Origin of the sequence: Nostoc sp. (assembly GCF_036917615.1) — a bacterium.
In the GTDB taxonomy this organism is placed as follows: Bacteria; Cyanobacteriota; Cyanobacteriia; order Cyanobacteriales; family Nostocaceae; genus Nostoc.
On the sequence record NZ_JBALCZ010000058.1, the window covers coordinates 105,769 to 118,578 of the forward strand.

Below are 12,810 nucleotides of genomic sequence, written 5' to 3' on the forward strand. Positions count from 1 at the left end.
TAAATAGACAACAAAATTAGCAAGTTTATGCTAAAGGGACTGACATCAAAATGACCATTGAAGCTTATGTCCTAGAGTTAGCAACTAAATAGTATGCAACTTGCAGGATGGTTACTTTATCATGGCAGCGTTCGATATGACCGAAGTAGAGTACGCTAAATTGGTTTACTGGGTTATACTCCCAGACAAACCAGTTTTCTTGCTTGGCGATTGGCACAATCCATTTAGGCTTTGCCCAACTGTGAATTACAGAAATCTTGGTCTCAGCTAGTTATGCTTCAAGACTACTTTTAGTGCGATCGCAATATTTAGGTCATAGTGGATGCAGAGATAGGAAAGGTTGAGGGCTTTGGCACAAATTTGCTCTGGACAAAGTTTACCATAAGCGTAGGTCTAGCCCGTCATAGACATCGCTCATGCTAAACTCGGATTCGACCCGCATGTTCAACAGATGGGGCTAAGAGAATAAAAATGGATTACTAGAATTTTTGATTAATCCATTGATTAACTTTCATCAGTTGTATCCTGCTGTAGAAATCTTCTTGAAGATACTACTGAACTTCTCAAACCATTAACTTAACTGGATTGATAAATGTTCTTAATTTTCTCCAGTAAAGTTGATTAATTTACTCATATACTATAGAACTTTTCCAAGCTCACAGACATATCTGTTACCTCGGCTGATAACTAAGCCGATTAATAAAAATTTGTACTCAATTTAAGTCTGTATAGGTGCTTTTTTTGGAAATAGAATAGAAACACAATGAGTAACAGAAGTCTGCTTGGCTACGGAAACTATAGATGAATCAGTCTACAGTAATGTATTTTACAGGTTTTTAGAGAATTTTAATCATTGTCTAAATGAAGTTTTTGACGATACTAACGACTAATCTAAACCAGCCAAGGCTGATTAACTCTGAGTTGATATTCATTGCATCGGATTTGAGATGTTTTTACATTATTTAGTATTAGGTTCTCAGTGTTATGTTTGCTTGATTGTTTTTCACTACATGTAATTCTAACTAGAGTTTTTTTTTCAATTTATTGTTACATGTAATCACTTACTAGAATACCACGAGAAAAGCGTGTTGCGAATTTATCGCCACACTTTATCAAAACTTCATTTCCTAAAAATATCCTTAAACATAAACTTCATAAAATCCAAACTTTCCCTTAGATGAATTTTTATTTTTAAAGATTTGTACATTTATAAAGCACTTTCTGGTTAATCTGACTTTTCAGTGTTAGACCTCAAACCGTGAGACAGCGTGGCTTTTTCCACAGCCTTATGTAAATAATTATGAATTAATGAAAATGAGCAACGGAAAAATCAGGGCTAGGGGAAATCCTTAAAATGACCTTTTCCACATACAATGAAAAGTCAGTCTGGCTAATAAACTTGCAGAAGTAGCGATTTAGTATCAGACTTTAGAAGTGCAAAGCTAAGAGTTTCAGAAAGCAGAATTGAAACTTGAACCAAAATGCAAACAATGTCCTCCTGTAGTAAAATAATACATTAATTACATAAAAAATTATAGATGGCGATCGAGAGTCTGAATCGTTTCTTATTTATCCACGAAAATATTCCAATTCAGATATCTCAGACAAAAAGTTAAGAGTTAATTCAGACACTAAGTAAGTCGGAAGACCCTATTTTTGAATTCTATTATCAAACTTTATTTGATACTACGATGGATTCTAAGTAGGACTTACGCATTAACAGGAAATACTAAATACGGATGATTTGAAAAACTACATCTGTCGTCGGGGCAATTCATGAATTGTCCCGACAGCAGGGCTCTAGTTACGCTCAAAAAATGATCAATAAAAGCCTGAAACACCTATGCATGGTAAATGTATACCATGATTAATTTGTACAGTGCGTAAGTCCTAGTAAGTATACTTTTAAAAGTTGGCGTCGCCTGACGGATGGAAAAGCTCAACAATACCTAACCTAACCATAGCGTTCATGGGCTGAAGGAGAAGATCAATCTTGCCATGATTAGGAAATATTCCATTTAAAAAGCGAGTATAAAGTGCTCAAGGGCATACCCATACTTAACAACTTAACTATAAAAAATTACCAAGTTCTGTTTTTAAAGACATTACTCGGTTAGCTGTCTGAGAATTTTCAGCAATTTAAAGTTGAAAAAAAATTAGTTCGTGGTAGTTGGTATTATTTAATTTCTCTAGGTTGTTTTCCTATAGCTTCAGTTTGTCTTGACTCATTTTCCTGCAAAAGTCTGTTGGTAATGATTAAGACAATGATTAACAATCCAAACTGAATCTGCCAGGGTGCTAATACTAGACTTAATATCAAGCTAATAGCTGCAAATACACCTGCTAGATATGCAATTTCATCAGTACTCTTTTTAAAGAAGTAGCCAGTAGCTAAAGCCGTACACAGTGGTATCAAGAAAAACAAAGGCATTTTATTAACCTCTGAACTAAAAGCTGTTGTGCTTATAAAACAAATTGAAATTCTTTTGGGAATTATTTGGTTAATTTTACACCCGATAAGGTTTTAGCCACAACAGTCGATCGAAATAAATATTATAGAAAGTCGAGATTATGCAACGTCGTATCTTACACCAATTGGAATAATGATTGCGACAGATGAGACGCTCAATAGCTTGGTGAATCACTCCTTCATCTGTGCTTGATGCTACGTGCCAGCTTGCTTTAAGGGTAGAGGTACGAGACGCTATGCCTAAGCTTGCTTTAAGTGTAGAAACACACAATCTCTTCCGGTAACGCTCCGCTCGTTATGCCGTCCCGACTTAGCATAGCTGCGCTATGCTATACAAACTCTCGTTTACCTACGTGGATTGAAAGAGTTTAAAACTTACGTAGGTGGGTTTTGTCTATTTCGCCAATTGCACTCTTGTGAGCAATCATCTGGTAAATTAGCTTAAAACTTTGGGCTTGCGCCAGGATAAGGATCTAGCATATTACCTTTAGAAGTAGCATTTTCATTTTTTCATTTTAGACACCCAATGCTGAACATTCCTCAATTACTGGCAACTGAAATAAACCTCAAACCCCATCAGGTGCAAAACGCACTGGAACTTTTGGCTGAGGGTGCAACAATTCCCTTTATTGCACGTTACCGCAAAGAGCGCACCGATGAGATGAATGAGGTGCAACTACGTGAACTGGCTGATCGATATACTTATTTAACAGAACTGGAAGAACGAAAATCAGTGATTTTAAATGCGATCGCTGACCAAGGTAAACTTACAGATGAACTTAAAGCCAAAATCTTATCCTGCTTACAAAAAACTGAACTTGAGGATTTATACTTACCCTATCGACCAAAGCGACGCACCCGCGCCACCATCGCCAGAGAAAAAGGACTCGAACCACTGGCGGAATTTATCAAGTCGCTAAATATAAAAAATGCTGCAACGGCTTCCCTGGAAGAAGAAGCGGCTAAGTATATTTCTGAAAGCAAGGGAGTAAAAACAGCAGAAGAGGCGCTCAAAGGTGCTGCTGATATTTTAGCGGAAGAAGTAGCCGAAAAAGCTGAGTTACGCGCATATATCCGTGACTATCTTTTAGATGAAGGGGTATTTGTCTCCCGCATCAAAGATGATTATCCTGAAGGTACAACCAAATTTGAGATGTACCGTAACTATCAAATTAAGGTAAAAAATATAGCACCCCACAATATGCTGGCGTTGTGTCGGGGTGAAACTGAGAAAGTATTAAGCTTTGAAATTGCTTTTGATGAGGATACGGTACTTTACTATCTTGAGTCGAAAGAAATTAAAACTAAAGTTCGGACAATTCGGGATTTTTATCAGTCAATGTTGAAAGATGCATTCAATCGTTTGATGAAAACCTCTCTAATGGGAGAGGTAATTTCTGAGAATAAAGTTTATGCAGACATAGAATCAATCAAGACATTTGAAACTAATCTGCGGGAGTTGCTGCTGTCTGCACCAGCAGGAATGAAACCAACACTGGCGATAGACCCTGGATTTAGAACTGGGTGTAAGGTTGCAGTCCTCGACCAAACTGGAAAATTTTTGGAATACCAAGCGGTATTTCCCCACCAAGCGGCTGAACAACGACTCAAAGCCGCACAAACTGTCAAAAATTTGATTGAAAAGTACAAAATTGAGTTAATCGCCATCGGTAACGGTACAGCGTCCCGCGAGACAGAGGAATTTGTCACGCAAGTATTGCAAACCATAGAACGCAAACCAGTTAAGGTAATGGTGAATGAGTCTGGCGCATCTATATATTCTGCAAGTACTGTAGCGCTGGAAGAGTTTCCTGATTTAGATATTACCGTGCGCGGTGCAATTAGCATCGGCCGCCGTTTGCAAGATCCCTTAGCGGAACTAGTGAAAATCGATCCTAAATCCATTGGTGTGGGACAATATCAGCACGATGTCGATCAGAAGTTGTTGAAAAAGAAATTGGATGACACTGTAGAAAGCTGCGTTAACTACGTCGGCGTAGACTTGAACACCGCCTCCAAAGAACTTCTAACTTCCGTCTCTGGGATTACGGCAACAGTTGCCAATAACATTGTCGCCTATCGCAACCAGTATGGAGCTTTTAAAAATCGCCGACAACTCTTGAAAGTTCCGAAGCTGGGGCCAAAGGCTTTTGAACAAGCAGCTGGTTTTCTGCGGATTCGCGGCGGTGACAACCCATTAGATAATACAGCAGTGCATCCAGAGAGTTATTCTGTAGTAGAAGCGATCGCATCTGATCTAAATGTGCCATTAAATCAGGTGACACAAATTGCCGAAAAACTTAAAAAGACCAACCTGAAGAAATATATTACCGATAGCGTTGGCGAACCTACACTGCGCGACATCCTCAGCGAACTAGAAAAACCAGGTAGAGATCCCCGTGCTGAGTTTAAGTATGCCACCTTCAAAGAAGGAATTAAGGAAATCAGGGACTTAAAGCAAGGAATGGAACTAGAAGGAATCATCACGAACGTCGCCAACTTCGGCGCATTTGTCGATATCGGCGTACATCAAGATGGCTTGGTGCATATATCCCAACTTGCTGATAGATTTGTAGACGATCCCAACAAAGTTGTCAAAGTTGGACAAGTAGTCAAAGTGCAGGTGTTAGAAATCAACGAGAAACTCAAGCGGATTAGTTTGTCGATGAAAATAGTTAAACAATAATTAGAAACAGCAGATGGTAGTTTATCAAGTTCGATTCATCAATTCTACACTTGGGTTAGATCGCACCATTGCAGTACCAGATGATCAATATGTTTTGGATATGGCAGAAGATGCTGGTATCCGTCTACCATCTGGGTGCAAACAAGGCGAATGTTCTGCTTGTGTAGCCAAACTCATTGGCGGTGAAGTTGATCAAAGTGAGCAAAAATTTCTGCGCCCAACCGAAATACAGGCTGGTTATGTTGTTACTTGTGTAACTTACCCCTTGTCTAATTGCACTTTAGAAACCCATCAAGAACAAGTCTTATATAAATCAGCCCTTTACTATAAGCCTGAGTCGGGAAAATCGGAGTGATTATTGCCCTGTTACATTAAATTAATCTTAAATTCGTAGGGTGCGTTAAACACATGACGCACCCTCAAAAACATAGCATCACGGCACTTGCAAGTTTTGCAATTGTTCAAACAGAGTAAGGGCGCATAACTATGCGCCTCTACAACGTATTGCATCCAGATGAGAACCGCTATAGTTTTCTAAATGATCGACCTAACGGTAGAAGCAAATTCTATCTTGCAAGAGAGGTTAAAACATAGCAGATAGTTAAAGATGAGATAAGAAGTTACAAACAAAAAATCTTTAGTGATTAGGTCAGAAAAATGTTAACACCATTATTAACCGCACTAGCTACAGCTTTGAGCCTGTTGATTGTCGATTTAGTTGTTCCAGGCGTTAATATTGCTAATTTCCCCGCAGCTTTGATTGCCGCTTTAATAATTGGTCTGATTAACGGTTCGGTTAAGCCAATTCTTTCTACTCTTTCCCTACCACTTAACTTTCTATCATTTGGAGCATTTTCGCTGATTGTCAACGGTTTGTGTTTCTGGTTAGCAGCAGTGCTAGTTCCTGGGTTCGGAGTTCGTGGAATTATTGGTTTCCTTCTTGGGCCAGTAATTCTAACTTTTGCTAACACCTTCATTAACAACTACTTTGTTGAAAAAAATCTTTTAGCCAGCAGTGGTGATGTAAAAGCCCAAGGTGAATTACCTTCTAGATAAATATTAGAGGGAGTAGAAATACCAATTAGATCACGTCTCTACGCCAAAGAAAATATCCGAAGGTGGATTTCCTAATTCGGCATTTTCAAAAGAATGTAACTAAACAAAATCACAAAGTTGTAACATCATGAAATTAGTTCGTTTTCTTCTAGGTTTGTTAGTGCCTCCTTTAGGCGTTTTCCTGACAGTTGGAGTTGGCCCAACCTTGATTATTAACATTGTGCTCACAGTTCTAGGTTGGCTGCCCGGTAGTATTCATGCAATTTGGGTGATTGCCAAGCATGAAGAACAACTTAATGGTGAGGGACGTAGTTACTAATACGCAAGATTCATTTTAATAAATCTTAAGTAGGGTGCGTTAGGCTTTATCCTAACGTACCATTGTACTACGAAAATTAGAATTTATAAGCTATTCCAATTTTAACTTGCATAATTAGGGTAGGTATCTTGCACACCTGATAAGAGTTTAATTTAATTCAAGCAATTTAGATGTTTTTCAACTTATCAAGCGGTGCGTTAGCCTTTGGCATAACACACCCTACGAAAACTGAGTCTTTGATAATTATACAAATACGTTGGTAGGGGCACGGCATTGCCGTGCCCCTACGAAAAATCTATATGTATCAGGGTTTTTGTGAAAAAGCAGTCTAGTCTATTTATGAATAGTATCCCGCTCTTTATCAGCAGGTTGCTTATCTTTGAATAAGTCAGCCGCCGTTAAGAGTAACTGCCTCAACGTTTGTTTGATTTGGCGCTCTTTTTTCGCTAGAGATGTACCAGCTTCACCTAGTTGATCTTCTAGTTGTGATCGCTTTTGTTCTACCTGTGCAGCCATAGATTCTGCTTGAGGACGAGCTTTATCATACCAGTGTTTAGCCTCGTCTAGATAATCTTGAACCTCCAGAGAACGTCCGCCATAGCGTGCAGCTAAATTAGCTCGGACAATCGCTAGCTGCGCTTGCAGTTGCGCGTAACGTTTCTTTAACAACCCTACTTCTTCACTATCTTTAATAGCATTGACAGCAGAATCAATTGCAGTTTTAGTACTAGCAGGTTCTTGCTTACTCGTCTCTTCAATCTCTGCCAAGATTACATCAACTTCTTGCTGAAGTTGTTCTTCTTCATTATCCAGCTCAGCCTGTAGCCGCTTGATATCTGTCTGAGTTTTAGCAATGTTTTCGTGTCTTTGACTATTAATTCCTTCCAGCGCTCCTTCAATCGAAGCCGTCACTTCATCTTTGAGTTCGCTACCTTTTTCTTGGAAATTTTCAATGACAGCAGAAACAGCATCTCTAACAAGGCCACGAAGCTCACTAGAACCTTGTTTAAACTCAGAACCTACTTGAGAAACTGCGGATTTGACAATTTCTCGAATCCGATCAGTTCTTAATTGTCCGGTTTCTTTAGCTTGTTGCAGGTCTGCTTGAATTTGTTGTTTGATATTGTTAGGCATTTTCAACTCTTGGGATTTAACTAATTTGGATAAAATTTTCTAAGCATGTTCCCACACCCACATTATGGCGTAGTCTAATAGGGCTAGGCACTTCCTTTAGATAGAAAATAACAGCCTGAAGGAGGTGATGTATAACATGTTGCCCATTTGTGAGATGATTGATATTTGTTGGTAGTAATTGAGAGTGAAATATGTGGCGAGTAAATATTACTTGTTCAGGCGATGCCTGGAAACGTTATGGTACTGAATTTAAAGCGATCGCAGAAAAATATCAAGGTGAATTGATTGGTTCCAAAAAAATGCCAGATGGTACGCGCATCATGTCCTATAAAATTGAGGATGTTAGTGATGCAGAAGCCTTTCAAGAAGATTGTGCAAATTTTGCTGGATTTACAACTGACTTTGAATCCCTGTAGTATTGGTTCTGACAGTTATGCTTGCAACCAATATGTAAAAATCAGGAGAAGTTAATTGAAAAAAATAATCACATTAGTATTAGTAACGTTTTTGTTATTAATCAGTACTTTTACTTTCCCTGCTAGTGCAGCAGACACAGTTAACGGTGAACAAATATTTAGTGTTCATTGTGCTGGTTGTCATATCAACGGCAGCAACATAATCAGGCGAGGTAAAAATCTCAAAAAGCAAGCGCTGAAAAAGTATGGTATGGATTCAATAGAGGCAGTTACATCTATAGTAACCAATGGTAAAAATAATATGTCAGCCTACAAAGAGCGGATCACTGAACAGCAAATTCAAGATGTTGCTACTTACGTTCTCGAACAAGCTGAAAAAGACTGGCGTTAAAAAGTTATGAGTTATGAGTTGGGAGTTAGGAGTTAAGACTTTAGCAGTTTTTTACTCTAGCAGTCCTAAATCATTCATAATAAAGTAGAAAAGTTAAAAAGGCTGTAAAAACCCGCTTGTCAACTCAGTAATTATTAACTCTTCTCACTCTTAACTCCTCACTCCTAACTCTTCTCATTCCTAACTTCTGACAACTTCTCACTCCTAACTTGAAAATGAACTTACCCGCAGCTAGCCGTCTCCAATTCACTCCTGATTTGAACATCTGCCGCATATTAAATGGGATGTGGCAAGTCTCCGGCGCACACGGACGGATTAATCCCCAAGCCGCCATTGAGACTATGTTCAAATATTTAGATGCAGGCTTTACCACTTGGGATTTAGCAGACCATTATGGCCCCGCTGAAGACTTTATTGGTGAGTTTCGCTGTGAACTAATTGATACTCGTGGGAAAGATGCTTTATCTCAGGTGCAAGCTTTTACAAAATGGGTGCCTCGTGCAGGCAAAATGACGAAAAAACTGGTTGAGGAAAATATTGATATTTCCCTGCGAAGGATGAATGTAGAATCGTTAGATTTGATGCAATTCCATTGGTGGGAATATCAGGATAAAAATTACCTGGATGCCCTCAAATATATGGCAGAACTTCAGACTGAGGGTAAAATTAAGCATCTAGGTTTAACTAATTTTGACACGGAAAACTTAAAGATTATTACCGAAGCAGGTATCAAAATCGTTTCTAACCAAGTGCAATTTTCCCTTGTTGACCGTCGCCCCGAAGTTAATATGGTGCAGTTTTGTCAACAGCATGACATAAAGCTTTTTACTTACGGTACACTGTGCGGCGGGTTGTTATCAGAAAACTATTTGGGTAAACCGGAACCGCGAGGATCTGATCTATCTACTGCTAGTTTGAAAAAATATAAAAACATGATCGATGCTTGGGGTGGTTGGCAATTATTTCAAGAGTTGCTGGCTATCCTGAAGGAAATTGCTAATAAGCATGGGGTCAGTATTTCCAACGTGGCAGTGCGTTACATTTTAGATCAGCCAACAGTGGGCGGTGTGATAGTTGGTGCCAGACTTAGTGTATCTGAACATATAGAAGATAACGCCAAAGTATTTAGTTTTAGTTTAGATGCTGACGATAGCGATCGCATCAATGCAGTATCTCGCCAATCACGTGATTTATATCAGCTTATCGGCGATTGCGGCGACGAATATCGCCGATAATTTCGGGAAAAAGGTGATAATACGGTGAAGGTTACTGTGGAAACTACTGCTGTCAGCCATGCCCCTAAACTTCACCTTCGCCCTCAGTCAACAGCAGACTTTTGAACTGCGCTGTGATTATGGCTCACGTCGCCTGGATAAAACGGAGTTGGCAGCACTCATTGAAGTGTGTGAGCAAAATTACTATGCTCAACAAAAAGATAGCTTACCCTATCTCACTCAGTTGGGACGGCAACTTTATCAATGGCTGGATGGTAAAGAAGGATGGCTCAGAAGGGCGCTGGATGAGGTAGATGAGCAAACGATTCATCTAGATTTGATTCAAACCAGCGAAACGCAGGGGTTGAACCCCCAAACAGAACGGGTAGCCTTGGGATTGGCACATTTGCCTTGGGAATTGCTGCATGATGGTGCAGGGTTTTTACTGCAACGTCAAAATATTTCTGTCTTACCAGTGCGTTCTGTGCAACAGCGTCAAACCCAAATTATTGACGTGCAAAATCGCCCCTTGCGCTTGCTGTTTATGGCGACTTCTCCTGAAGATCCGAGAGTTCCGCCATTAGGATTTGAGCGGGAAGAAGCGAATATTTTGCAAGCAACTAAGGATCAGCCTTTGGCGTTGATTGTTGAGGAAAGTGGCTCGGTTGCAGAGTTAGCTAATTTGGTGAAATCCTACCCCGAAGACTATTTTGATGTCTTTCACCTCACGGGACACGGGATAATTTATACCCAACAAAGCTACGGCTATTTGCTGCCAACAGGTGTAACGCTGGCAGACAATACCCCCTGCTTCATCACTGAAGAGGAGGTGGGGAATATGCAACTTACTACCGTTAACGACTTAGCTAGAGCCTTTCGCGGACGCTGGCCTCGTGTAACTTTTCTCTCTGGTTGTCATACGGGACAGGTTTCTAATAAGGGGACAGTACCCTCAATGGCTCAGGCATTGGTGAAAGCGGGGACAGGTATAGTTTTAGGCTGGGCGCGTCCGGTGTATGACCGCACGGGTATTGTAGCAGCACAGGCACTTTATCAAGCTTTGGCGACGGGGGCAACTGTTGAAGAAGCAGTCAAAGCAGCGCAGCAGGAGATGATTGACAAAGAATGCACCGACTGGCATCTGTTGCGGATGTATTGGGATACGCGCCCCATTGCAGAACTGGTGACACCTCTGAGAACAAGAAATCGTGAAAAGCTGAAGTTTACAGCGCCAGAGCAAGAATTTCTCGATGAGAATAATCTAGTTAAAGTTGCCAGTCGGTTTGAGTTTGTCGGACGCAGACGACCTTTGCAACGGTGTCTCAGGGCATTGCGGGAAACCAGCGACCAAATCGGGGTGTTTATTGCCGGGATGGGCGGACTGGGCAAAAGTACCCTGGAGGCGCGGTTATGTACGCGGGTGCAAACGCAGCGTGACAATTTTGCGCGAGTCGTGTTGATTGGCCCTTTGGATGAGTGGGGTTTGCTGAATAAGCTTTCTAATAAGTTTGAGCGGTTTCTAGATGTGCCTGCACTTTTGAATGAACCAAAGGTGTCTCTTAAAGGGCGGTTGCAAAACTTTTTTGAAGCAATTGAAAAGGAACACAACCAACCTTTGCTGCTGGTGCTGGATGACTTTGAGCAAAATATCCCCACAGCTAGTATTGAAGATGGTTCACTGCGGATGACGGCAGATGCTTATGAAATTTTAGGGGCAATTTGTGCAGCATTGGCAGAAACCGGGGCAGAAAGTCGGCTGATTGTCACCTGTCGCTATTTGAAAGAAGACACTTTGCCACCTCATCGCCTGCACCTGGAACGCCTGGAACAGATGAGCAGCAGTGATATTGATAAAATTTGTTTTCCTTTAGATAAAGAAGTTAGGCAGCAGTTAAGAACTCAGCGAATTATTCACATTGCTGATGGTAATCCCCGTTTGCTGAAGTGGCTATTAGAGGTGATTCAGCAGCCGGGATTAGCGGCGGATGAATTATTGAATCGTCTGGAGAAGACTGAGCAGAAATTCCGCGAAGATATTTTGGCACAAACTCTGCTGAATGCTTTGGAACTGGAAGAACAAAAGTTTCTTGCACGGTTGAGTGTGTTTCATTTGCCAGTGATGGAGGATATTGTCAGGGCAATTTCTACCGCAGGGGAATTGGCAGTTTTGGGCAAGCTAACCAGCCTCAGCTTAGTCGAGTCCGCCACCACTCACCCCAACCAGCCAGCTAATTATCGGGTGACGACAATTTTAGAATCGTTGTTAGAACCAGTGTTGAATAAGGAAGAATGGCAAGCAACGCGACAGCAAGGAGTCAGGAAAATCCATCAAGTTTGGTGGGAGGAGAATGAAAACCCCACAGAAGTAGAATTAATGGAAATTGTGCGGTTAGGACTGCTGGCAAAAGAGCAGGAAATTGCAGTCAGCGTTGGGGATAGGATTACAGACAATTGGGTAAACAATTCCCGCTTTGTAGAAGCTTTTGATTTATGTGAGCAAATATTGGCAGTTTTTCAAGACTACCGCATCTTGGGAACCATTGCCCATGCAGAAAAGGTTTTAGGTTTGGTGCAAGAAGCTGCTACCCATTATCAGCAAGCTTTAGACCTTTGCCCTGAAGAGGAATTAACAAGAAAAGCCGCAACTCTCAGCAACATGGCAAAGGTATTCGCCGACCAAGGGGACATCGCAAGAGCGATCACACTTTGGGAGCAAGACTTGGAAATATCTGAGCAGATTGGCGATGTCAAAGGTAAAGCCACTACCCTCAACAACATGGCACTGGTAATCGCCCAACAAGGGGACATACCTAGAGCGATCGCACTCTACGAGCAATCCTTGGAAATATCTGAGCAGATTGGCGATGTCCAAGGTAAAGCCGCTACCCTCAACAACATGGCACTGGTAATCGCCCAACAAGGGGACATCCCTAGAGCGATCGCACTTTGGGAGCAATCCTTGGAAATAAAGGAGCAGATTGGCGATGTCAAAGGTAAAGCCACTACCCTCAACAACATGGCACTGGTATTCGCCCAACAAGGGGACATCCCTAGAGCGATCGCACTTTGGGAGCAATCCTTGGAAATAAAGGAGCAGATTGGCGATGTCAAAGGTAAAGCCACT

The 12,810-nt window shown here is 41.0% G+C and carries 11 protein-coding genes; 8 read left to right on the plus strand and 3 right to left on the minus strand.

The annotated features are described in order from the left end of the window. Nucleotides 1-64 precede the first annotated feature (64 nt). Nucleotides 65-217 (minus strand): hypothetical protein, encoded by a 153-nt coding sequence (locus V7K85_RS19960; RefSeq protein ID WP_442940604.1) that lies wholly within the window; start codon nt 215-217, stop codon nt 65-67. Between the two features lie 1,959 nt (nt 218-2,176). Further along, nucleotides 2,177-2,431 carry a hypothetical protein gene (locus V7K85_RS19965; RefSeq protein WP_334815813.1) on the minus strand — a complete coding sequence of 85 codons (255 nt, stop codon included), beginning with the start codon at nt 2,429-2,431 and terminating at the stop codon, nt 2,177-2,179. A gap of 565 nt (nt 2,432-2,996) precedes the next feature. Between V7K85_RS19965 and V7K85_RS19970 the strand changes: the two genes are divergently transcribed. The 4 genes from V7K85_RS19970 to V7K85_RS19985 all read left to right on the plus strand — a co-directional run bounded on the left by V7K85_RS19970 (nt 2,997) and on the right by V7K85_RS19985 (nt 6,531). Beyond that, nucleotides 2,997-5,156, plus strand: a complete 2,160-nt coding sequence (locus V7K85_RS19970; protein WP_334815815.1) for a Tex family protein — start codon at nt 2,997-2,999, stop codon at nt 5,154-5,156. 13 nt (nt 5,157-5,169) lie between these two features. Next, nucleotides 5,170-5,511 (plus strand): 2Fe-2S iron-sulfur cluster-binding protein, encoded by a 342-nt coding sequence (locus V7K85_RS19975; RefSeq protein ID WP_334815817.1) that lies wholly within the window; start codon nt 5,170-5,172, stop codon nt 5,509-5,511. 302 nt (nt 5,512-5,813) lie between these two features. Further along, complete coding sequence (locus V7K85_RS19980; protein WP_334815819.1) at nt 5,814-6,212, plus strand: phage holin family protein; 399 nt, start codon at nt 5,814-5,816, stop codon at nt 6,210-6,212. A gap of 127 nt (nt 6,213-6,339) precedes the next feature. After that, nucleotides 6,340-6,531 (plus strand): YqaE/Pmp3 family membrane protein, encoded by a 192-nt coding sequence (locus tag V7K85_RS19985; protein WP_334815821.1) that lies wholly within the window; start codon nt 6,340-6,342, stop codon nt 6,529-6,531. A 333-nt stretch (nt 6,532-6,864) separates the two neighbouring features. Here V7K85_RS19985 and V7K85_RS19990 read toward each other — a convergent pair whose 3' ends face one another. Next, nucleotides 6,865-7,665: a histidine kinase gene (locus V7K85_RS19990; RefSeq protein ID WP_334815823.1), complete on the minus strand. Its 801-nt coding sequence runs from the start codon at nt 7,663-7,665 to the stop codon at nt 6,865-6,867. A gap of 191 nt (nt 7,666-7,856) precedes the next feature. Between V7K85_RS19990 and V7K85_RS19995 the strand changes: the two genes are divergently transcribed. The 4 genes from V7K85_RS19995 to V7K85_RS20010 all read left to right on the plus strand — a co-directional run. Next, entirely contained in the window at nt 7,857-8,081 is a 225-nt protein-coding gene (locus tag V7K85_RS19995; RefSeq protein WP_334815825.1) for a hypothetical protein, read from the plus strand. A gap of 55 nt (nt 8,082-8,136) precedes the next feature. Continuing rightward, complete coding sequence (gene petJ / locus V7K85_RS20000) at nt 8,137-8,472, plus strand: cytochrome c6 PetJ (protein WP_334815827.1); 336 nt, start codon at nt 8,137-8,139, stop codon at nt 8,470-8,472. 215 nt (nt 8,473-8,687) lie between these two features. Then, nucleotides 8,688-9,707, plus strand: a complete 1,020-nt coding sequence (locus V7K85_RS20005; RefSeq protein WP_334815829.1) for an aldo/keto reductase — start codon at nt 8,688-8,690, stop codon at nt 9,705-9,707. 58 nt (nt 9,708-9,765) lie between these two features. Further along, a partial coding sequence (locus V7K85_RS20010; protein ID WP_334815831.1) for a tetratricopeptide repeat protein occupies nt 9,766-12,810 on the plus strand: 3,045 nt, incomplete at its 3' end.